Genomic DNA, 21,393 nt, shown 5'->3' on the forward strand with positions numbered 1-21,393 from the left:
GTGCGCGGTCGTGGACCGGGGCACCGCCCCCGCCGGCCCGAGATCAGATCTCGTCGACGCTCGCGGCGGCGTTCGGACGACGCGACAGGTCGATGCCGAGCTCCTCCGCGGCGCGGTACACGTCGTCGTCGGACTCGCGCATCTCGATCTGGACGCCGTCGCTCGAGAGCACCTCGACGTTCAGGCAGAGCGACTGCATCTCCTTGAGGAGGACCTTGAAGGACTCCGGGATGCCCGAGTCGGGGATGTTCTCCCCCTTGACGATCGCCTCGTAGACCTTGACGCGGCCGGGGACGTCGTCCGACTTGATCGTGAGGAGCTCCTGCAGCGTGTACGCCGCGCCGTACGCCTCGAGGGCCCACACCTCCATCTCGCCGAAACGCTGACCGCCGAACTGCGCCTTACCACCCAGCGGCTGCTGCGTGATCATCGAGTACGGGCCGGTCGAGCGGGCGTGGATCTTGTCGTCGACCAGGTGGTGGAGCTTGAGGATGTACATGTAGCCCACCGACACCGGGTCGGGGAACGGCTCGCCGGAGCGGCCGTCGAACAGCCGCGCCTTGCCGTCGGTGCCGACCATGCGGTCGCCGTCGCGGTTCGGGATCGTCGACGAGAGCAGGCCCGTCAGCGCGTCCTCGTGGACGCCGTCGAAGACCGGCGTCGCGACCGGGCGGCCCGGCTCGGAGGACGCCGCGATCTCGGGGACGTTCTCCTTCCAGGACAGGTCGTCGCCCTCGGCGAGCGTGATGTCCCAGCCCTGCTTCGCGATCCACCCGAGGTGGGTCTCGAGGACCTGGCCCACGTTCATGCGCCCGGGCACGCCGAGCGGGTTGAGGACGACGTCGACCGGCGTCCCGTCCTCGAGGAACGGCATGTCCTCGACGGGCAGGATCTTGGAGATGACGCCCTTGTTGCCGTGACGGCCGGCGAGCTTGTCGCCGTCCGTGATCTTGCGGCGCTGCGCGATGTAGACGCGCACGAGCTGGTTCACGCCCGCGGGCAGCTCGTCGCCGTCCTCGCGGTTGAACTCGCGCACGCCGATGACCGTGCCGGACTCGCCGTGAGGCACCTTGAGCGAGGTGTCGCGCACCTCGCGCGCCTTCTCGCCGAAGATCGCGCGCAGCAGTCGCTCCTCCGGGGTCAGCTCGGTCTCGCCCTTCGGGGTGACCTTGCCGACCAGGACGTCGCCCGCGCCGACCTCGGCACCGATGCGGATGATGCCGCGCTCGTCGAGGTCCGCGAGGACGTCCTCGGAGACGTTCGGGATGTCCCGCGTGATCTCCTCGGGGCCGAGCTTGGTGTCGCGCGCGTCGACCTCGTGCTCCTCGATGTGGATCGAGGACAGCACGTCGTCCTGCACGAGACGCTGGCTGAGGATGATCGCGTCCTCGTAGTTGTGGCCCTCCCACGACATGAACGCCACGAGGAGGTTGCGGCCGAGCGCGAGCTCGCCCTCGTCCGTCGCCGGGCCGTCCGCGAGGACGGAGCCGACCTCGACGCGCTGGCCCTCGTCGACGAGCACGCGCTGGTTGTAGCTCGTGCCCTGGTTCGAGCGGCGGAACTTCGCGGCGCGGTAGCTCGTCGTGGTCGCGTCGTCGTTCGCGACGACGACGAGGTCCGCGGAGACCTCCGTGACCACGCCGGGCTTGGTGGCGACGATGACGTCACCGGCGTCCACCGCGGCGCGCCACTCCATGCCGGTCCCGACGAGCGGGGCCTCGGAACGGACCAGCGGCACGGCCTGGCGCTGCATGTTGGCACCCATGAGGGCGCGGTTCGCGTCGTCGTGCTCGAGGAACGGGATGAGCGCCGTCGCGACCGACACCATCTGGCGCGGCGAGACGTCCATGTAGTCGACCTGCGTGCCGGGGACGATCTCGACCTCGCCGCCCTTCGTGCGCACGAGCACGCGCTCGTCCGCGAAGGACCCGTCGGCGTTGAGCGTCTGGTTCGCCTGGGCGATGACGTGGCGGTCCTCGTCGTCGGCCGTCAGGTACACGACCTCGTCGGTGACGCGGCCGTTGTCGACCTTGCGGTACGGCGTCTCGATGAACCCAAACGGGTTGATGCGGCCGTAGGACGCGAGCGAGCCGATGAGGCCGATGTTCGGGCCCTCAGGGGTCTCGATCGGGCACATGCGGCCGTAGTGCGACGGGTGGACGTCACGGACCTCCATGCCCGCACGGTCGCGGGACAGACCGCCCGGGCCGAGCGCCGACAGGCGACGCTTGTGCGTCAGGCCGGCCAGCGGGTTGTTCTGGTCCATGAACTGCGAGAGCTGCGACGTGCCGAAGAACTCGCGGATCGACGCCACGACCGGGCGGATGTTGATGAGCGTCTGCGGCGTGATCGCCTCGACGTCCTGCGTCGTCATGCGCTCGCGCACGACGCGCTCCATCCGGGACAGGCCGGTGCGGACCTGGTTCTGGATGAGCTCGCCCACCGCGCGGATGCGACGGTTGCCGAAGTGGTCGATATCGTCCGTCTCGACGCGCACGTCCACGGCCTCGCCGGCGCGCGTGCCGGGGATGCTCGCGTGGTCGGCGTGCAGGGCGGCGAGGTACTTGATCGTCGCGACGATGTCCGAGACGGACAGCGTCGAGTCGGTCAGCGGTGCGTCGATGCCGAGCTTCTTGTTCGCCTTGTAGCGGCCGACCTTCGCGAGGTCGTAGCGCTTCGGGTTGAAGTAGAAGTTCTCGAGCAGCGCGCGGCCGGCCTCGACGGTCGGCGGCTCGCCCGGGCGGATCTTGCGGTACAGGTCGACGAGCGCCTCGTCCTGCGTGTGGACGTGGTCCTTCTCGAGCGTGTCAAGCACGGACGGGAAGTCGGCGAACTGCTCGCGGATCTCGGACTCCGTCAGGCCGAGGGCCTTGAGGAGGACCGTGACGGACTGCTTGCGCTTGCGGTCGACGCGCACGCCGACGGCGTCGCGCTTGTCGATCTCGAACTCGAGCCACGCGCCGCGCGACGGGATGATCTTCGCCGAGAAGATGTCCTTGTCGCTCGTCTTGTCCGCCGCGCGCTCGAAGTACACGCCCGGCGAGCGGACGAGCTGCGAGACGACGACGCGCTCGGTGCCGTTGATGATGAAGGTGCCGCGCTCGGTCATGAGCGGGAAGTCGCCCATGAAGACCGTCTGGCTCTTGATCTCGCCGGTGTTGTAGTTGACGAACTCGGCGGTGACGAAGAGCGGCGCGGCGTAGGTGAAGTCCTTCTCCTTGCACTCGTCCGCCGTGTACTTCGGCGGCTCGAAGCGGTGGTTGGAGAACGACAGCGACATGGAGGACCCGAAGTCCTCGATCGGCGAGATCTCCTCGAAGATCTCCTCGAGCCCGGACGTCGCGGGGACGTCCTCACGGCCGGCGGCGGTCGCCGCGGCGACACGCGCCTGCCACGCCTCGTTCCCGAGGAGCCAGTCGAAGCTCTCGGTCTGGAGGCCCAGCAGGTCGGGGACCTCGAGGGGCTCGTGGATCTTGGCGAAGGAGACGCGGCGCGACGCGGTGCGGTTCGCGATGGCGTCGGCGGACGGAGCAGAAGGGGTGCGCGAGGCAGCCAAGAGGGGTCCTTCCCTGCAGATCGAAAGAACGCTGCACCGCCCGGCTGGTCACGATCACCGCCGCCACGACACCTCGCGGACGCGCACGTACGTCGTCGAGAGGTCGGGGGTATCTGAGATCGGGGGCACAGGACAGCGCAAAGCGTTAGCATACCCCCTCCGGGCGCCCCCGTCCACACCGACGGTGCACCCCTCCCCGGGCGTGGTCCCCGGCGTCGCGAGACGCCCACCCGGTACTCCTGCGCGGGGCCTCGTCACCCAGCTGTCCGGCCGTGGTGCGCCGCACCCCGACCGCGTCGTCGACGTCGCTGTCCTGCACCGCCGACCCGCACATGGTGGCACACACCACGCCGATCCGTGAAGCCGGGCGCGCACGTCGCCCCCACGACGCCTCCACGCCCCCGACACGACGAGGCCCGCACCCCGGGCGGGGTGCGGGCCTCGTGCGGCGTGACGACCGGTCCCGTCAGGACGGGACCGGCGAGATCACTTGAGGGTGACCGTGGCGCCGGCGCCCTCGAGGGCAGCCTTGGCCTTCTCGGCCGTCTCCTTGTTCGCGCCCTCCAGGACCGGCTTCGGGGCACCGTCCACGAGGTCCTTGGCCTCCTTCAGGCCGAGGGACGTGAGCGCGCGCACCTCCTTGATGACCTGGATCTTCTTGTCGCCGGCGGCCTCGAGGATGACGTCGAACTCGTCCTTCTCCTCCTCGGCCGGGGCGTCGCCACCGGCGCCACCCGCGGGGGCGGCGACCGCGACGGCGGCGGGGGCGGCAGCGGTGACCTCGAAGGTCTCCTCGAAGGCCTTCACGAACTCGTTGAGCTCGATGAGGGTGAGGCCCTTGAACTGCTCGATGAGCTCTTCGGTGCTGAGCTTCGCCATGATGGCGTTCCTTTCAGTCGGTGCTCGGCAGCGGCCCGTGCGGGCCTGCCAGAAGCGGGGTGTGTGCTTGCGCTGCAGTGATCACGAGCGGCGGCACCGAGGTGCCGGAGCGTGCGATCAGGCGGCAGCGCCCTCCGATTCCTGCTTCTGACGCAGGGCATCGATGACGCGGGCGGCCTCGGCGGGCTTCGCGGTGAAGACGTACGCAGCCTGGAACAGCTTCGCCTTCATCGCGCCGGCAGCCTTGGCCAGCAGGACCTCGCGGGACTCGAGGTCCGCGAGCTTCGTGACCTCCGCGGCGGTCAGGGGGCGCCCGTCGAGGACACCGCCCTTGATGACCAGCGCGGGGTTCGCCTTGGCGAAGTCACGCAGACCCTTGGCCGCCTCGACCGGGTCCCCGGTGACGAAGGCGATCGCCGACGGGCCCTGCAGGTCGGCGTCGAGTCCCTCGACACCGGCCTCCTTGGCCGCGATGGCGGTCAGCGTGTTCTTCACCACGGCGTAGGTTGCGTTGCCGCTGAGCGACCGACGCAGCTGCTTGAGCTGCGCGACGGTGAGCCCGCGGTACTCGGTCAGCACGGCAGCGTTCGAGTCGCGGAACTTCTCCGAGATCTCGGCGACTGCGGCTGCCTTGTCCGGCCTCGCCATGGCAATCCTTCCGGTGGTGGTACCACCGGCGTGGGCCCCGGAACGAGAAAGAGCCCCGCGCAGGCGCGGGGCTCGCAGTCGTGAGGCGGCACGGGGCCGGACGCACGTCCGTCGAATCGCTACCTGCGCTGGCCCCCGCTCGTGGCGGGACTTCGGTCTCGCGCGTGACGCAGAGGATCTGCGGGCAGCACGGGACGACCGGCGGTCTTGGGTACGCCGACCATCGTACGGGACGACGGCGGGTGCTCCAAACCGCTTGCTGGCCGTCCGCCGTCGGGCCCTGTGAGCGCGGCGTCCGGCCGGCCCGTCAGACGACGAGCGGGCCGAAGCACACGAGCGGCACGGGCTCCGGCTCGTCGGCGACGGCGCGGGCGAGCGCGGCGCCCGGCATGGCCCCGGCGCGCAGCTCCGCGTGGAGCGCGGGCATGACCCGCGCGGCGACGTCGTCGCGCAGCGGGGCGACGCTCGCGACGACGGCCCGCGCCCCGAGGCGGAGGAGGACGCTCGTCAGCCCGAGCGACTCGCCGCCGAAGCGCGGCGTCGAGAGACCGACCTCGCACGCGGAGAGGACGACGACGACGCCGCGCAGGTCGAAGCCGTCGAGCTCGTGGGCGAACAGCGGGCCGTCGGCGAGCCGGAGCGACGAGAACAGCGGGTTGTCCGTCTCGTGCGTGCCGTGCGCCGCGACGTGGACGACACCGGCCCCCTCGAACCCCTCGACGACGGACGCGCACGTCGCGTCCAGCCCGGTCAGCGTGGTGGCGCTGTCCCAGACCGAGGAGACGAGCTTGGCCTCCGCGCCGGCGAACCGCAGGTCCGGCCCGGCCACCACCAGCGCGTGGTCGGTGCGGCGCGTCGGCTCCCCGCGCCGGAGGTCGACCCACGAGTTGGCCCACGTCCGCCTGCCCGCACGCGACGGGAGGGATGCCCACGGCACGGCGAGGAGGAGGTCGCGGGCCGCGACGTGCAGGTCGCCGCCCGCGCCGAGAGGCAGGACGAGCGCGTCGTCGAACCACGCGAGCGTCCGTCGCAACGACGCGACCGCCGCGTCGCGCATCGGGACGGGGATGAGAGCGTTGGACAGCACGGAGAAGTCGGCCCGTGCGCGTCGGACGTTCTCGGCGACGCGCTCGAGCGGCGCCAGCCGGAGCAGCCGCGACCCCGATGCCGAGACGCGTACAGCCGTCACCTCGCCTCCGTGCACGACGAGGTTCGCGACGACGGCTCCCGGGGCTCCTTCGGCGAGAGCGCGCCGCAGGGACCGTTCCGTGGCGGGCGACGGTGTCGCCGCCTCTCCACCGTGCTGCCACGACCGACGACGCGCCTCGTCCTGCAGGCGGCGCGCCTCGCGCAGGTGCTGCTGGCGACGCAGGAGCTGCTCCCGGTCGCCGCTCGCGCCGACGTCCCGGGCCGCCTCGATCTCCCGGCGGGCAGCGGTGAGCAGCCCGGCGAGCTCCGGATCCGTCGGAGGGCGGACACGACCCGAGCCCGCGAAGGCCGCCCGTCCGCGCTCGACCGCGTCGAAGACGGCGCCCGGACGGCCGGTCCGCCGTGCGAAGTCGACGTCGACGTTGCCCAGCCGCACGGCGTGGACCGCTGCAGCCGTCACCGCATCGACGGAGCCCAGCCGCGCCCGGTACTCCGCGATGGCGCGCTGGCCGCCGCGCACCGCCCGGACACCGCCGCGGCGGTCTCCTCGGACGAAGGCGAGCTGGGCGCGGACGGCTTCCCGTTGCACGCGCACCGGGAACGGTGCCCAGGGCCGGAGGCGTGGCACCTCGCGCAGGATCCGGTCCGCCTCCTCGTGCGCGCCGCCGAGCAGGGCCCACTCCGCCGCGTACAGCCGGGCCGGCACGCCGACCCCGTACCGCGCGACGGCGCCGCGCGCGTCTCCGTCCCGCGCGACCGCGAGCGCCGTCTCGAGCCCGCGCGCCGCGCGTCGGCGGCTCACACCCTTCCCCGTGTCGGCGGCCCGGTCCGTCCCGAGCATGGCCTCGAGCTCGACGACCCGCGCGTACAGGGCCCACGTCGGGTTGCCCGAACGCGTGTAGAGGCGCCGTGCCTTCCGGGCGAGCGCACCCGCCTCCGTGAACCGCCGGAGCCCGACCATGCAGCGTGCGCGGTCCAGCACCGCCTCGGCACGTTCCTGCTCCAGCCCCTCGTCGACGAGCAGGGCCTCGGCGTCCTGCAGGATCCGCTCCGCCTCCGACAGGAGGCCGACGTCGAGGAGGACCCGAGCCCGTCCGGCGAGAGCCAGTCCGTCCGGGCCGTCCGGGAGGAGCCGCACGGACTCCTCCATGCGCCTCAGTGCCGCCGGGATGTCGCCCTGGAGCTGGTGGACGAAGCCGATGTTGTGCATCGCGAACGACACGTAGTAGTCGTTGCCGAGCTGTCGCGCGTGCTGCACCGCGATCTCGAAGTCGTGGAGCGCGGAGTCGAGCGAACCGAGGTCGACCAGGGCCGAGCCGCGGTTGAGGTGCAGCACCGCGACGTCCCGGTGGTCCTCGGGATCGCCCTGCTCGAGCGCCGCCGTGAGGGGCCGCACCGCGGCCTGGCTGTCGCCCGACCGCAGCAGCAGCACCCCACGCTGGCCGCTCACGATCGCTCGAAGATGTGCCCGCCCGACCGAGTCGGCGACCGCGGCGGCCTCGTCGAGCAGCCGGTTGCCTTCGTCCATGCTCCCGGTCAGGGCGTAGACGCACGCGGCTCGACCCACCAGGGCACGGACGCGCAGCTCGACGGACCACTCGGTCGGGCCGCCGCGTCGCTCCCACCGCTCGACGTCGGCGGTCAGGCGACGGAACTCCGTCGAGGCGGCCCGCACCTTCGCGAGGGCGTTGAGCTCCTGCGCGCGTCGGAGACGGTCGGCGAACGCACGACGGACGTCGTCGCTCACCCGACCGTCTCCTCACAGGGATCAGTCGGCGGCGACTCCCGGTGCGTACAGTCTGGGCACACGTCGAACAGCATCCCACGCGACCGCGGTCCGACGGACGACGACGTCGTCGGGCCGGGCGGGGTCCGCCGACGGCTCCCCCGTGCGCGAGCGCAGGATCTGCTCGGCGATCTCCGCGGCGAGGTACGGCGCCGAGAACGACGTCCCGCTCCAGGTCGCGAACCCACCGCCGAAGTCGTCCGGGTCGACGGAGGAACGGACTCCCGGTCCCAGCCGCTCGGGGAGCCGCACCGAGGGCGTGACCGGACCGTCGAGCGTCGTCGGCATCGTGCTCACCACGGCAGCGCCGGGCCTGACGGCCGTGACCCACGGTCCGTCGTTGCTGAAGACGGCGACGCTCGAGTCCGGGTTCGTCGCCCCGACGGCGAGGATCGGCGTGTAGTCCGGCTTGAGGTCCTCCGGTTCCCGCGGCACGGCGCCGGCCTCCGTCCGGTTCACCCGCGGCGTCCATGCGGCGGGGAACATCGGTCGCGTCGTCCCGTCGTTCCCCGCTGCGACGACGACCACGACACCCGCCCTGCGGAGCGCGCGCAGCACGCGTCGGAGCGGACCGTCGTAACCGTAGTCCTCGGGCTGCTCGTGGTAGTACCCCATGGCGAGGACGACCACGTCCACGGGGTGGTACCCGTCCTCGCCCTGCAGCCCACGTCGGTGGAAGCGCAGCAGCCGCCACAGCGTGTGGAGGACCTCCCACTCGGGGACGTCACCCGAACCGCCGAAGGCGCGGACGGAGAGGATCGTCGCGTCCGGGCAGAGCTGGTGGACGATCCCGGCCATGAACGTGCCGTGCCCCGCGACCGGGTCGAGCGGCCCGGTGAGCGGGTCCTTGCTCATCCCCCCGTACTCGGCGTCCTCGGAGTCGAGCGCGGGGACGGGGAAGGTGCCGATCGGCGCACCGTCGAGCGTGGCGTCGCGCACGACGACGGAGTCCGGCCCGTCGCTCGGCTCGCCCGGCGTGTAGTCGCCGAACCACGGGTGCGTGCCCACCCCGGTGTCGACGAGGGCGACCACGGGGCGCCGAACCCCCTCTGCGGTGGTCCAGGGACTGCCCCCGTTGCGGAACCGACGGGCGGGCGGCGGCGCGACGAGTCGCACGGGGGCCAGCCCACCGGACCCCGGCGTCCCGTACTCGTCGACCGCGCTCACCGGCAGCGGCGTCGACCGCGGACGCGAGACCGGGACGAACGGCAGAGGCGTCGTGCGCGCCCGCTGAGCGCGCAGCACGTGGTCGAGGCCGGCCCGCGGCGCGTCGATCCCGTCGTCCTCGGCCAGGTCCCGGAGCTCGGACCCGATGCGCTCGAGCACCTCCCACGTGTCCACGACGACGTCGTCCGACCGGGCGGGGGTGAACCGGAGCGCGTAGCCGAACGACTCGTCCTCGTCCGCCCCGAGGGCACCGAGCCGTGCGTCGAACGCGACGCGGTAGCCCATGTCCGCCGCGATCCGTCGGACGCCGTCGAGCCAGGTGGTGGGCTCGTCCCCGGGCGACCACGCCGGCAGCGCGACCTCGGTGCCCGAGCCACCGGTCGCCGTCGCCGCGGCCTCGGTCGTCACGAGCTCGGCCAGCTCGGCCGGAGGAGCTCCTCGGACGATGAGACGGTCCGCCACGTACGCGGTCGGCTCGACGCGCGATGCGCCAGGACTGCGACGGACCCGTTCCGGGTCGAGACGGCGGACGGGGCGGCGCCCGCCTGCGGCGTCGCGCACGGAACCGGCAGGGGGGATCTCGGGGGTCTCGCTCACGTGCACTCCTCAGGGATGGGTGGTCGGCCGCGTCGCGGGTGGATCAGGGCACGCCGGGGCACGCCGAGGCACGCCGATGCACGGCCGGGCGCGGCGGACGTCGCCACGCGGACGGTCGGGTGGTCGCACGGGCGTCGCGGGCAGGCCGTGGCCCGCCCGCGACGTCGGTCGGTCGCTAGAGCTCGACGACGGGCGTGCTCACGGCGGCGCCGCCGTCGTCGGTCCGGCGCACGACGAGGCTCGCCGGGCCGCGGTCGACGTGGTCGAAGACGAACCGGCCGTCCTCGTCGCTCGTCGTCTCGGTCACGGAGCCGGGACGGTGCAGCTCGACCCGCAGCGACGTCGCCGGCGCGGCCCACCCGTCGATGCGGACGCGGCCGGCGTCGACGGGCGACAAGGAGATCATCACCGTCACGGACTCGGACGTGAACGTGATGGTCCGCGCCTCGACGGGTGGCGCCTCCCCGCGCACCGACATCTCGGGCACGCGCACGTACTCGAGCTCCATGACCTCGGCCTCGAGGCCGGCGAGCGTGACGGCGAACAGCGACCGCTCGACGAGACCGGCCGGCACGGGGTCGAGGGTCTCGGCGATCCGTGCCAGGTCGGCCAGCAGTGCGACGTCGACCTCGTCCAGAGGCTCGTCGGGACTGTGCCTGGACTCGGTGCTCATGATGCTTCCCACGATTCCCCCTGGACGTCGATGATGTCGCGCAGCTTGGCGAGGCAGCGGCCGCGCGTGGAACCGATGCTGCCCACGGGCATGCCCGTGGCGGCGGAGATGGCCTTGTAGTCGGGCCGGTCCGCGAGCGAGACGAGCCGGAGCAGCTTCTGACATCGCTCGGGCAGGCGGCCCAGCGCGCGCCACAGGCCGCGGTCGCGCTCGTTGGTCAGCACCTCGACGTCGGGGGTGGGGTCGGTCGACGGGAGCGTCGGGACGCCCTCCTCCGTGTCGTCGGGAAGCTCGGTACGGCGCCGCGCCTCGTCGCGCTGCTTGCGCACGGTCTCCCAGGCGGCGCGCTTCGCGGTGATGAGCAACCACTTGAGGACGGCGTGCGGCTCCTTGATCGTCATCGCGTTGCGCACGAGCGCGACCCACACGGTCTGCACGACGTCGTCCGCCTGCTCGCGGTCCACGCCCTGGGCGCGTACCGTGTGCCACAGGAGCGGGGTGGCCTCGCGGACGAACTCGGCCAGCGCCGCGTTGCGCCCGTCCCGGTACTCCAGGAGCGCGAACGCGCCCCGGTCACCGAGGCTGGACTCGGGCTGGCCGGTGTCCGCGAGCTCGTCGGTCGTCCTCGTCATCAGCGGCACCGTCCTTGGCACGCTCGTCTGCTCGGGCACCAGCGGAAGCTCCGCAGGGGCGCCCGAGTCTAGGGCGTCGCCGTCCGGCTCGACAACCATCATCACTGGTCACGACCCTCCTGGCTCGTGCCGGCTCAGGACCATCGTTCTCCCTCGACGTGTCGTGGATCGGGTGCGCGAGCGGCGCGTCGCGCACCTCCGCACCAGGACGGGAGGGCGCCGCGGCGCGCCTGATACATCCACGGACGTCCAGTTTTTCCTCGGGGAACGTCACGCCCGCTCCCCACCCGCCGCTCTCCGCCCGGCCACCCCGGCGGCACGGACACCCGGGCCCTGTCCCCGGGTGCACGAACGCCGACGGCGCGGCTCCCCGGACCGGGGAACCGCGCCGTCGGCGTGGTGCTGCGAGCGGACGGACCGCGACGCGCGTGGCGTCAGGCGGCGTCGTCCTCGAGGAGCTTCGTCGTCTTGGACTGGTCCAGCGGGATGCCGGGGCCCATCGTCGTCGTCATCGTGGCCTTGGTGATGTACCGGCCCTTCGAGGACGACGGCTTGAGGCGCAGGACCTCCTCGATCGCGGCCGCGTAGTTCTCCACCAGCTGCTTCTCGTCGAACGAGACCTTGCCGATGATGAAGTGCAGGTTCGCGTGCTTGTCGACGCGGAACTCGATCTTGCCGCCCTTGATGTCGGACACGGCCTTCGCCACGTCCATCGTCACGGTGCCGGTCTTCGGGTTCGGCATGAGGCCACGGGGACCGAGCACCTTGCCCAGGCGGCCGACCTTGCCCATGAGGTCCGGCGTCGCGACCGCGGCGTCGAAGTCCGTGTAGCCGCCGGCGACCTTCTCGATGAGGTCGTCGCCGCCGACCTCGTCGGCGCCGGCCGCGCGGGCCTCCTCCGCCTTCGCCGCGTTCGCGAAGACGATGACGCGGGCCGTCTTGCCCGTGCCGTTCGGGAGGTTCACCGTGCCGCGGACCATCTGGTCCGCCTTGCGCGGGTCAACACCCAGGCGGAACACGACCTCGACGGTCGCGTCGTACTTGACCGTCGACGTCTCCTTGGCGAGACGGACGGCCTCGAGCGGAGCGTAGAGACGCTCGCGGTCAATCTTCTCCTCGGCGTTGCGGTACGCCTTGCTGCGCGTTGCCATGCTGCTTCTCCTTCGCAGTCGTGGTCAGCGGGTCCGCGCGGACCCTGCCACTGCCGCCGCCCACGATCGTGGGCGGGGTGGCCTCCTCCGCACCCGGGCTCCGGGGCGGGGAAGGCCGTCGGGGGCGTCAGCCCTCGACGGTGATGCCCATCGAACGGGCCGTGCCCGCGATGATCTTCGAGGCGGCCTCGACGTCGTTCGCGTTGAGGTCCTCGAGCTTGGACTGGGCGATCTCGCGCACCTGGTCCGCCGTGATCTTCGCGACCTTGACGGTGTGCGGGGTGGCCGAGCCCTTCTGGATGCCCGCGGCCTTCTTGATGAGCTCCGCGGCCGGCGGCGTCTTCGTGACGAAGGTGAAGGAACGGTCCTCGTAGACCGTGATCTCCACCGGGATCACGTTGCCGCGCTGCGACTCGGTGGCCGCGTTGTAGGCCTTGCAGAACTCCATGATGTTCACGCCGTGCTGACCGAGCGCGGGGCCGATCGGCGGGGCGGGCGTCGCGGCGCCGGCCTGGATCTGGAGCTTGATGAGGCCGGAGACCTTCTTCTTGGGAGGCATGACTCTTCCCTGGCTTTCTTCTCGTGGGCCGACGCCGTGGGCGATGACCCGGTTGCAGTACTGCGTCCACGCGGCACGTGCGTGCCGCGCCAGGCTGCGGGCCTGGGTGTCAGATCTTGGCGACCTGGTTGAACGACAGCTCGACCGGGGTCTCCCGGCCGAAGATGGAGACGAGGACCTTGAGCTTCTGGTTCTCGACGTTGATCTCGGAGATCGTGGCGGGCAGCGTGTCGAACGGGCCGTCGGTGACGGTGACCGACTCGCCGACCGTGAAGTCGACCTGCACCGGGGCCTTCGCCTGCGCCGGGGCCGGCTTGCCGGGCTCCGGGGCGGGGGCCAGCGTCGGCGCGAGCATCGAGAAGACCTCGTCGAGCGTCAGCGGCACGGGCTGGTGGGTGTGGCCGACGAAGCCCGTGACACCGGGCGTGTGACGCACGGCGCCCCACGACTCGTCGGTGAGGTCCATGCGCACGAGGACGTAGCCGGGGATGCGCACGCGTCGGACGATCTTCTTCTGCGCGTTCTTGATCTCGGCCACCTCCTCCATGGGGACCTCGATCTGGAAGATGTAGTCCTCCATGTTCAGGCTCTGGATGCGGTTCTCCAGGTTGGCCTTCACACGGTTCTCGTAGCCGGCGTACGAGTGGATGACGTACCAGTCGCCCGGCTGGGTCCGCAGCGTGCGCTTGAACTCCGCGACCGGGTCTTCGATGACGTCGCCGTCCTCGTCGACCGGGCGCGCCTCGTCCGTGCCGGCCTCGTCGTCGACGTCCTGCGCGGCCGCGTCGGCCGCGTCGTCCTCGAGGGCGACGTCGTCGCCCTCGGCGACCTCGGGAACGTCCGTGGTCTCGTCGACCTCGTCCTGGGCACCCTCGGGCTGCGTCGGGTCGACGTTCTCCGTCTGGTCCAGCGACTCCTGGGACACGAACGAACCTGCTTTCTGCTGACCTGCTGAGATGACTGCTGGAAGGACTGCTGCTGGAAGCGCCGACGGCGCCCCGAGGGGCGCCGGGTGCCGACGACCCGCCGCTGCGGGTCGGACGTGGCGGACTAGTCCCCGAAGACCCAGAGGACGGCCTTGCCGATCCCGAGGTCGAGCACCGTCACGAAGGCCATGACGACCAGCACGAAGACCAGGACGACCGTCGTGTAGGTGATGAGCTCGGAGCGCGTCGGCGTGACGACCTTGCGCAGCTCGGCGACCACCTGGCGCACGAACAGGGCGATGCGCGCGAAGAGGTTGGGCTTCTTGTCCCCGGCGGGACGGCCCTTCTTCACCTCGTCGGCGCGTGCGCCGTCCGCACCCACGGCCTCTGACGGCGATTCGCTCACTGATCTACCCCATCGCTGACGTACGGGACGTGCCCCGGACTGGAACCTCTCGCTGCAATCCGTTGTCGGACCACGCACGCCGCCCGTGGGAGACGTGCTGAGCAGGGTAGACAGGACTCGAACCTGCAACCTGCGGTTTTGGAGACCGCTGCGCTACCAATTGCGCCACTACCCTTCGCGACCGACGCCCTCGACGACCGAGCCGTGCACACCCGCCGGGAAGCCCGTCGAGGCGCGGCCCAGCATGGTGGGCGTCAACCACCGAGGGACCACTGTACGCGACACCGGCCCCGGGGTCGAACCGCGTCCACCGTCCGGTGGACGCCAGGTCCGGACGATCGGTCGTCGCGGGGCGGAGCCCGCGGGGACGACGCTTGTCGGCATGGACACCACACGTGAAGGAACGGGCGCACCCCGCGGCGCGACGGCCGCCGCTGCGCCGCGGACGCTGCCGTCGTCCGCCCCCGCGGTCGAGGTCCGCGGGCTGCGCAAGCGGTACGGCGACAAGCAGGCCGTCGCCGGCGTCGACCTGCGGGTCGAGCGCGGCGAGATCTTCGCCCTCCTCGGGCCCAACGGGGCGGGCAAGACGACGACCGTCGAGATCCTCGAGGGCTTCCGCTCGCGCGACGCCGGCGAGGTGCGCGTGCTCGGTGCCGACCCGCAGACGGCGGGCCGCGCGTGGCGCGACCGCATCGGCGTCGTGCTGCAGGACTCGCGGGACCTCACCGAGTTCACGGTCACCGAGATCGTCACGCACTTCGCCGGGTTCTACGCCGACCCGCGCGAGCCGGAGCAGGTGATCGAGGCCGTCGGGCTGTCCGAGAAGCGCGGCACGCGCAGCCGGCAGCTGTCCGGCGGGCAGCGGCGCCGGCTCGACGTGGCGCTCGGCATCGTCGGGCGGCCCGAGCTCGTGTTCCTCGACGAGCCGACCACGGGCTTCGACCCGCAGGCGCGCCGCGCGTTCTGGGAGCTCGTGCGCACGCTCCGCAACGACGGCACGACCATCCTGCTGACGACCCACTACCTCGACGAGGCGGCCCAGCTCGCCGACCGCGTCGCCGTCCTGCGGGACGGGACGGTCGTGGCGCTCGACTCCCCCGAGCGCCTGGGCGGTCCGGAGGCGCGTCGCCCCGTCGTCCGGTGGGTCGACGGCGGCCTGCACCACGCCGAGCGCACGACCCGGCCGACCGCCCTCGTCACCGAGCTCGCCACCCGTTACCCGGACGGCGAGGTGCCCGGCCTCGAGGTCGTGCACCCGAGCCTCGAGGACGTCTACCTCGAGCTCATCGGCGCCGCCCCCGCGGCCGCGCACCCCGACCTCGACGCGCACGCCCGCGCCCGCACCGGCGCCCGCACGGGCGCCCTCGCCGGCGCACCCGCCGGCACGACCGACCAGGAGGCACGACCGTGACCACCACGACCGCCCCGACGACCCGCACGGCGGCACCACGCGCGTCCGCGCTCCCGGGCGTCGCCCGCCTGGGTCTCGCCCGCACCGGCGCCGAGCTGCGCGGGTTCTTCCGCGAGCGCGACGCGGTGATCTTCGTCTTCACCTACCCCGTGATCATGCTCGCGATCTTCTCGACCGTGTTCGACGGCCAGGAGCAGGCGAACGCCGGCTACGGCGTCCCGTTCGCGCAGTACTTCCTGCCCGGCATGCTCGCGACGGGCATCATGCTCACCGGGTTCCAGTCGCTCGCCGTGTCGATCGCGGTCGAGCGCGACGACGGCACGCTCAAGCGCCTGCGCGCCACTCCCCTGCCGGCGGTCGCGTACTTCCTCGGCAAGGTCGGCCTCGTGCTCGTCACGGCGCTCGTGCAGACGGCGCTGCTCCTCGCCCTCGCGGCGCTGGCGTTCGACGTCCCCATGCCGTGGGAGATGGCCGACGGCGCGGAGCGCGTCGCGACGTTCGCGTGGGTCTTCGTGCTCGGCTGCGCGACCGGGGCGGTGTGCGGCGTCGGGTTCTCGTCGCTGCCGCGGTCCGGGAAGTCCGTGACGGCCATCGTGACGCCGGTCGTGCTGGTGCTGCAGTTCATCTCCGGCGTGTTCTTCGCGTTCTTCGCGCTGCCGTCGTGGATGCAGACCGTCGCGTCGGTCCTCCCGCTCAAGTGGATGGCGCAGGGCATGCGCTCGGTGTTCCTCCCCGAGCAGGCGGTCGTGCTCGAGCCGTCCGGGTCCTGGCAGCACGGCGCGACCGCTGCTGTACTGGTCGCATGGTTGGTGGTCGGACTCGTCGTCGGGGTGCGCACGTTCCGGTGGCGGCGGCGTGACGACGGCTGACGCCCCGCACGTGCCGAGCGCCGCAGGCCGCGCCGACGTCACCGTCGGCGCGGCCGCCGCCGGCCTCGAGGACACGTGGGAGCGCGACGTGCGCTGGTGGGACGTCGCGTTCTACGTGATCGTCGTGCTGAGCGGCCTCGCCCTGGTCACGGCGTCGCTGCGCGGCACGCGGCTCGCCGTCTCGCTCGTCGCCCTGGGCGTCATCCTCGTCGCCTTCACGCTGTGGGGGCGACGGGCGGCGCGCACCCGCGAGCAGGGCATCGCGCACCTCTACCTCGTCCTGCTCGTGCTCGGGACGGTCGTCGTCGTCGCGCAGGACACCCTGGGCACGCTCCTGCTGTTCGTGGCGTTCACCCAGGTCTGGATGCTGTCGGAGTTCCTGTGGGTGCAGGTCTCGTTGTCCGTGGTGCTCGCCGCCGGGACGGCGGTCGCCCTCGCGTGGGACCCCGCCACGGGCCGGGTGGTGCCGGCGGAGCTCGCCAGCAGCGCCCCGCAGATGGGGGTCGCGCTCGGCTTCTCGCTCGGCCTCGGCCTGTGGGTCGCCCACACGATGCGGCAGGCCGAGCGGCACGCCCGGCTCGTCGACGAGCTGCGCGCGACGCAGGCCGAGCTCGCCCGCTCCAACCACGCGGCGGGCGTCGCGGCGGAGCGCGAGCGCGTCGCGCAGGAGATCCACGACACCCTCGCCCAGGGCTTCACGAGCGTCGTCATGCTCGCGCAGGCCGCGGGCGCCGACCTCGACCGCGGCGCGCCCGACGCCGCGCGCGAGCGGCTCGCGCAGGTGGAGTCGACGGCGCGGGAGAACCTCGCCGAGGCGCGCGCCCTGGTCGCCGCGACCGGGCCGGCGCCGCTCCAGGGCGGGGGGACGCTGGTCGACGCGATCGGGCGGCTCGCGGAGCGCTTCCGCGCGGAGACCGGGGTCGCCGTCACCACCCGTCTCGACGACGTCGCCGGGCTCTCGAGCGCGGACGAGGTCGTGCTGCTGCGCTCGGCGCAGGAGTCGCTGACGAACGTGCGCCGCCACGCCGCCGCCCGGTCGGTGGTCGTCGAGCTCACCCAGGACCGCGCGGGAACGCGCCTCGAGGTGCACGACGACGGCCGCGGGCTGGCCGCGGACGTCACCGAGGGCTACGGGCTGCGCGGGATGCGCGAGCGGGTCGCGGCGGGCGGAGGGACGGTGCGGGTAGCGTCCGGTCCGGGCGGCGGGACCAGCGTCGTCGTGCAGGTCCCGGCCGGGACCGCGGCCGCCGCCCGGACGAGGGGAGGTGTCGCATGAGCGGGCCGGTGCGCGTGCTCGTCGTCGACGACCACCCCGTCGTGCGGTCGGGCCTCGTCGGCATGCTCACGGCCGAGCCCGACCTCGTGGTCGTCGGCGAGGCCGGCGACGGCGAGCAGGCGGTCGCGCTCGCGGCCGAGCTCGCGCCCGACGTCGTGCTCATGGACCTGCGCATGCCCGTGCTCGACGGCGTCGGCGCGACGAGCGCGATCCTCGGCGCGGGCGGCGGCGCGCGGGGAACGACGGTCGGTACGACGGTCGGCGCGACGCCGCGCGTCGTCGTGCTCACGACGTACGAGACGGACGCCGACATCCTGCGCGCGGTCGAGGCCGGCGCGACCGGCTACCTGCTCAAGGACACGCCGCGCGACGAGCTGGTCGCGGGCGTGCGCGCCGCCGCGCGCGGGCAGACGGTCCTCGCGCCGAGCGTCGCGACGCGCCTCGTCACGTCGGTGCGCGGCGAGCGGCTCACGGACCGCGAGGTCGAGGTGCTGCGGCTCGTCGCGCGCGGGTTCTCCAACGCCGCGGTGGGGCGCGAGCTGTACATCGCCGAGGCGACGGTCAAGACCCACCTCCTCCGAGCATTCGGGAAGCTCGGCGTGGACGACCGCACGGCCGCCGTCACCGTCGCGATGGAACGGGGCTACCTGACGGGGGCGTGAGCGCCCGCGGGGCCTGTCGCCGCGGCCCGTGCCAGACTCCCGGTGTGCGAGACCTGGCGACGCTCCCCAAGGCCCACCTGCACCTGCACTTCACGGGGTCGATGCGCGTGGAGACGTTGCGGGACCTGGCGGAGCAGTACGGCGTCCGCCTCCCGCACGCGCTCCTGGACGGCGACCCGCTGCGGCTGCCCCCGACCGAGCGCGGGTGGTTCCGCTTCCAGCGCCTGTACGACGCGGCGCGCGCGTGCGTGCGCTCCGAGGCGGACATGCGGCGCATCGTGCTCGAGGCGGCGCAGGACGACGCGGCGGAGGGCTCGGGCCGGCTCGAGATCCAGGTCGACCCGACGTCCTACGCGCCGTTCGTCGGCGGGATCACGCCCGCGGTCGAGATCGTGCTCGACGCCGCCCGGTCCGCGAGCGCGATGACGGGGACGGAGGTGGCGGTCGTCGTGGCGGCCTCGCGCATGCGGCACCCCCTCGACGCGCGGGCGCTCGCGCGGCTCGCGGCGCAGTACGCGGGCGAGGGCCCCGGGGAGGTCGTGGGCTTCGGGCTGAGCAACGACGAGCGGCGCGGCGACACGGCGGAGTTCGCGCGCGCGTTCGCGATCGCGCGGCGCGCGGGCCTCGCGTCCGTGCCGCACGGCGGCGAGCTGCTGGGCCCGGCGCACGTGCACGAGGTCGTGCGCGAGCTCGTGCCGGACCGGCTCGGTCACGGCGTGCGGTCCGCGGAGGACCACCGCGTGCTGCACGACCTCGTGGAGCGGGGCGTCGCGCTCGAGGTGTGCCCGGCGTCGAACGTCTCGCTCGGGGTGTACGAGCGCGCGGGGCAGGTGCCGCTCGGCGCGCTCGTCGACGCGGGGGCGCGCGTGGCGCTCGGGGCGGACGACCCCCTGCTGTTCGGGTCGCGGCTCGTCGCGCAGTACGAGACGGCGCGGCACGAGCACGGGTTCTCCGACCAGGAGCTGGCGGAGCTGGCGCGGTCGTCGATCCGCGCGAGCCGTGCGTCGACGGCCACGCGCAAGCGCCTCCTGGCCGGCGTGGACGACTGGCTCGCCGGCGGGTGAGCCCGCTCGGCGCGGTCCGGCGGTTCTCATGTGCGTCTCATCCGGCTCTCGGATACTGGCCGCATGACTCGACGGACCGTCGCCTGGATCGTGGGCGCACTCCTGCTCGTCCTCGCCGGGACCGCCACCGCGGTCGCGGTCACGTCCCGCCCCGACGACCGCGAGGTCGGCGACGCGGTCGTCGTCACGCCGGCGCCGTCGCCGTCCACCACGGCGCCCGACCAGGCGCCCGACCCCTCCCCCGCACCAGGCGGGTCCGAGCCCGTCCCCGACGCGACGACGCCTCCGGCGGGCGGCGTCCAGCCGGTGCCGCCCCCGCCGCCGTCCGTCGACGACGACGATGACGACGACGACGACACGGACGACGACGGGGACGACGACCTCGACGGCGACGGGGACGACTGATGGCCCGCGCTCCTCGGGACGTCACGCCCACCGACGAGCCGGGCGCCGAGCGCCACCTCTTCGGCCGCACCGTCCGCACGCGCATGCTGGCCGCGTTCCTGGGGCTGTCCGCGCTCGCGCTCCTCATCGCGGGCGGCGCGGCGTGGTTCCTCCAGCGCGGGCAGGTCGACGCCCGCATCGAGGAGAGCCTGCGGCGCAGCGCGGTCGAGCTGCAGACCCTCGGCGAGTCGGGCGTCAACCCGGCGACGGGCGAGCCGTTCACGTCGTCGGAGGACGTCGTCGTCGCAGCGATCCAGCTCGTCGTCCCGGCGCGCAACGAGGGGATCCTCGGCCTGCGCGCGGGTCAGGCGCCGCTCGTGTCCCAGCAGGACGTGCAGGTGCACCTCGAGGACGACGCCGAGCTGCTCGCCGCGGTCGCGCCCTTCATCGACGGCGAGAGGACCGTCCTGCGTTCCGTGACGACGGCCACGGCGGACTACCGGGTGCTCGTCGCCCCGGTCGCCGTCGCGGGCGCGACCGGCGCCCCGGACGCCGCGGCGGCGCCCGCGGTCGAGCCCGCGGCACTCGTGCTCGCGTACGACCGCTCGGCCGAGCACGCCGAGTTCGCGCAGGTGTTCCGCACGTACGCGATCGTCGCGCTCGGTGCGCTCGTGCTCATCGGCGTGGTCGGGTGGGTCGTCGCAGGCCGGCTGCTGCGGCCCATCCGGGTGCTCGCGCGGACGGCGCAGCGCATCACCGACACGGACCTGTCCGCGCGCATCCCCGTGACGGGCAACGACGACCTGTCGCACCTGTCGCGCACGGTCAACGGCATGCTCGACCGGCTCGAGGGGTCGTTCGAGTCGCAGCGCCGCCTGCTCGACGACGTCGGGCACGAGCTGCGCACCCCGCTCACCGTGGTCCGTGGGCACCTGGAGCTCATGGACCCGGGCGACGCGTCCGACGCCCGCGAGACGCGCGACCTCGCGCTCGACGAGCTCGACCGGATGCACCGCCTCGTGGACGACCTCGTCACGCTCGCGACGGTCGGGCGGCCGGACTTCGTGCGCCCGGCGCCGACGGACGTCGGCCGGCTGACCGACGACGTGCACGACAAGGTCCGGACGCTCGGCGACCGGAGGTGGCGGATCGACGCCCGCGCGGACGTCGTGGCCGACGTCGACGCGCAGCGCGTCACCCAGGCCCTGCTGCAGCTCGCGGCCAACGCCGTGAAGTTCTCGGCTCCCGGGTCGGTCGTCGCGCTCGGGTCGGCGGTGTCGGACGACGGCACGCGCGTGCGCCTGTGGGTGCGCGACGAGGGTGTCGGCATCGCGCCCGACCACGTCGGGAAGATCTTCGAGCGGTTCGCCCAGGCCCCGGCCCCGCACGGCCGCGAGCGCCCCGAGGGCGCCGGGCTCGGTCTCGCGATCGTCAGCGCGATCGCCGAGGGCCACGGCGGCCGGGCCCTCGTGGCGTCGACGCCCGGGGTCGGCTCCACCTTCACGCTCGACCTCCCGCTCGGGACCGCCGCCGCCGCGGCTCCCGACGGCGACGCGCCGACGTCCCGGCCGAACTCGCCGGAACCGCCGGCCGCGGCC

At 73.1% G+C, this 21,393-nt stretch carries 18 protein-coding genes and 1 tRNA gene; 7 read left to right on the plus strand and 12 right to left on the minus strand.

Annotation, left to right across the window (positions count from 1 at the left end; translation table 11 throughout):
• Positions 1–43: 43 nt before the first annotated feature.
• The 12 genes from rpoB to JZ5iCDA_RS07240 all read right to left on the minus strand — a co-directional run bounded on the left by rpoB (position 44) and on the right by JZ5iCDA_RS07240 (position 14,304).
• Positions 44–3,556, minus strand: a complete 3,513-nt coding sequence (rpoB, locus tag JZ5iCDA_RS07185; RefSeq protein ID WP_069386550.1) for a DNA-directed RNA polymerase subunit beta — start codon at positions 3,554–3,556, stop codon at positions 44–46.
• Between the two features lie 486 nt (positions 3,557–4,042).
• Complete coding sequence (gene rplL, locus JZ5iCDA_RS07190; RefSeq protein ID WP_069386551.1) at positions 4,043–4,435, minus strand: 50S ribosomal protein L7/L12; 393 nt, start codon at positions 4,433–4,435, stop codon at positions 4,043–4,045.
• A gap of 117 nt (positions 4,436–4,552) precedes the next feature.
• Complete coding sequence (gene rplJ, locus JZ5iCDA_RS07195; RefSeq protein ID WP_069386552.1) at positions 4,553–5,083, minus strand: 50S ribosomal protein L10; 531 nt, start codon at positions 5,081–5,083, stop codon at positions 4,553–4,555.
• 307 nt (positions 5,084–5,390) lie between these two features.
• Entirely contained in the window at positions 5,391–7,979 is a 2,589-nt protein-coding gene (locus JZ5iCDA_RS07200; protein ID WP_069386553.1) for a CHAT domain-containing protein, read from the minus strand.
• Positions 7,980–8,000: 21 nt separating this feature from the next.
• Entirely contained in the window at positions 8,001–9,782 is a 1,782-nt protein-coding gene (locus tag JZ5iCDA_RS07205; RefSeq protein ID WP_139123007.1) for a S8 family serine peptidase, read from the minus strand.
• Positions 9,783–9,957: 175 nt separating this feature from the next.
• A complete protein-coding gene (locus JZ5iCDA_RS07210) occupies positions 9,958–10,455 on the minus strand; it encodes a hypothetical protein (RefSeq protein ID WP_069386555.1) in 498 nt (165 codons plus the stop codon).
• On the minus strand, positions 10,452–11,087 hold the full coding sequence (locus JZ5iCDA_RS07215) for an RNA polymerase sigma factor (protein ID WP_069386556.1): 636 nt from the start codon (positions 11,085–11,087) through the stop codon (positions 10,452–10,454). Before JZ5iCDA_RS07215 ends, JZ5iCDA_RS07210 begins: the two co-directional genes overlap by 4 nt.
• Positions 11,088–11,521: 434 nt before the next feature.
• Positions 11,522–12,238, minus strand: coding sequence for a 50S ribosomal protein L1 (gene rplA / locus JZ5iCDA_RS07220; protein WP_069386557.1), 717 nt, complete (start codon positions 12,236–12,238; stop codon positions 11,522–11,524).
• A gap of 127 nt (positions 12,239–12,365) precedes the next feature.
• Positions 12,366–12,797 carry a 50S ribosomal protein L11 gene (gene rplK / locus JZ5iCDA_RS07225; protein WP_069386558.1) on the minus strand — a complete coding sequence of 144 codons (432 nt, stop codon included), beginning with the start codon at positions 12,795–12,797 and terminating at the stop codon, positions 12,366–12,368.
• Positions 12,798–12,906: 109 nt separating this feature from the next.
• Positions 12,907–13,722, minus strand: a complete 816-nt coding sequence (gene nusG / locus JZ5iCDA_RS07230) for a transcription termination/antitermination protein NusG (RefSeq protein WP_069386559.1) — start codon at positions 13,720–13,722, stop codon at positions 12,907–12,909.
• Between the two features lie 125 nt (positions 13,723–13,847).
• On the minus strand, positions 13,848–14,129 hold the full coding sequence (gene secE / locus JZ5iCDA_RS07235) for a preprotein translocase subunit SecE (protein WP_083259758.1): 282 nt from the start codon (positions 14,127–14,129) through the stop codon (positions 13,848–13,850).
• Between the two features lie 102 nt (positions 14,130–14,231).
• Positions 14,232–14,304, minus strand: a tRNA-Trp gene (locus JZ5iCDA_RS07240).
• Between the two features lie 207 nt (positions 14,305–14,511).
• Here JZ5iCDA_RS07240 and JZ5iCDA_RS07245 point away from each other — a divergent pair.
• The 7 genes from JZ5iCDA_RS07245 to JZ5iCDA_RS07275 form a co-directional block, all read left to right on the plus strand.
• Positions 14,512–15,540 (plus strand): ABC transporter ATP-binding protein, encoded by a 1,029-nt coding sequence (locus JZ5iCDA_RS07245; protein WP_171905317.1) that lies wholly within the window; start codon positions 14,512–14,514, stop codon positions 15,538–15,540.
• Positions 15,537–16,409, plus strand: coding sequence for an ABC transporter permease (locus tag JZ5iCDA_RS07250; protein ID WP_069386561.1), 873 nt, complete (start codon positions 15,537–15,539; stop codon positions 16,407–16,409). The genes JZ5iCDA_RS07245 and JZ5iCDA_RS07250 overlap by 4 nt, the downstream gene beginning before the upstream one ends.
• Complete coding sequence (locus tag JZ5iCDA_RS07255; RefSeq protein WP_253181997.1) at positions 16,396–17,685, plus strand: sensor histidine kinase; 1,290 nt, start codon at positions 16,396–16,398, stop codon at positions 17,683–17,685. The genes JZ5iCDA_RS07250 and JZ5iCDA_RS07255 overlap by 14 nt, the downstream gene beginning before the upstream one ends.
• Positions 17,682–18,347: a response regulator gene (locus JZ5iCDA_RS07260; RefSeq protein ID WP_069386562.1), complete on the plus strand. Its 666-nt coding sequence runs from the start codon at positions 17,682–17,684 to the stop codon at positions 18,345–18,347. The genes JZ5iCDA_RS07255 and JZ5iCDA_RS07260 overlap by 4 nt, the downstream gene beginning before the upstream one ends.
• Positions 18,348–18,391: 44 nt before the next feature.
• A complete protein-coding gene (locus JZ5iCDA_RS07265; protein WP_069386563.1) occupies positions 18,392–19,411 on the plus strand; it encodes an adenosine deaminase in 1,020 nt (339 codons plus the stop codon).
• Positions 19,412–19,474: 63 nt separating this feature from the next.
• Positions 19,475–19,816, plus strand: coding sequence for a hypothetical protein (locus JZ5iCDA_RS18765; protein ID WP_171905318.1), 342 nt, complete (start codon positions 19,475–19,477; stop codon positions 19,814–19,816).
• Positions 19,816–21,393 (plus strand): sensor histidine kinase (locus JZ5iCDA_RS07275; RefSeq protein WP_069386565.1); only part of this gene is annotated, 1,578 nt, incomplete at its 3' end. The genes JZ5iCDA_RS18765 and JZ5iCDA_RS07275, both read left to right, overlap by 1 nt.

The sequence above is a fragment of the Cellulosimicrobium cellulans genome, assembly GCF_001722485.1.
Classification (GTDB): domain Bacteria; phylum Actinomycetota; class Actinomycetes; order Actinomycetales; family Cellulomonadaceae; genus Cellulosimicrobium; species Cellulosimicrobium cellulans_A.

Bases quoted from the DNA above. Each gene is read 5' to 3' on its own strand.
- JZ5iCDA_RS07245 (WP_171905317.1), top strand. From the start codon at position 14,512: ATGGACACCACACGTGAAGGAACGGGCGCACCCCGCGGCGCGACGGCC.
- JZ5iCDA_RS07215 (WP_069386556.1), bottom strand. From the start codon at position 11,087: ATGACGAGGACGACCGACGAGCTCGCGGACACCGGCCAGCCCGAGTCC.
- rplK (WP_069386558.1), bottom strand. From the start codon at position 12,797: ATGCCTCCCAAGAAGAAGGTCTCCGGCCTCATCAAGCTCCAGATCCAG.
- JZ5iCDA_RS07210 (WP_069386555.1), bottom strand. From the start codon at position 10,455: ATGAGCACCGAGTCCAGGCACAGTCCCGACGAGCCTCTGGACGAGGTC.
- JZ5iCDA_RS07260 (WP_069386562.1), top strand. From the start codon at position 17,682: ATGAGCGGGCCGGTGCGCGTGCTCGTCGTCGACGACCACCCCGTCGTG.
- rplJ (WP_069386552.1), bottom strand. From the start codon at position 5,083: ATGGCGAGGCCGGACAAGGCAGCCGCAGTCGCCGAGATCTCGGAGAAG.
- rplA (WP_069386557.1), bottom strand. From the start codon at position 12,238: ATGGCAACGCGCAGCAAGGCGTACCGCAACGCCGAGGAGAAGATTGAC.
- JZ5iCDA_RS18765 (WP_171905318.1), top strand. From the start codon at position 19,475: ATGACTCGACGGACCGTCGCCTGGATCGTGGGCGCACTCCTGCTCGTC.
- rplL (WP_069386551.1), bottom strand. From the start codon at position 4,435: ATGGCGAAGCTCAGCACCGAAGAGCTCATCGAGCAGTTCAAGGGCCTC.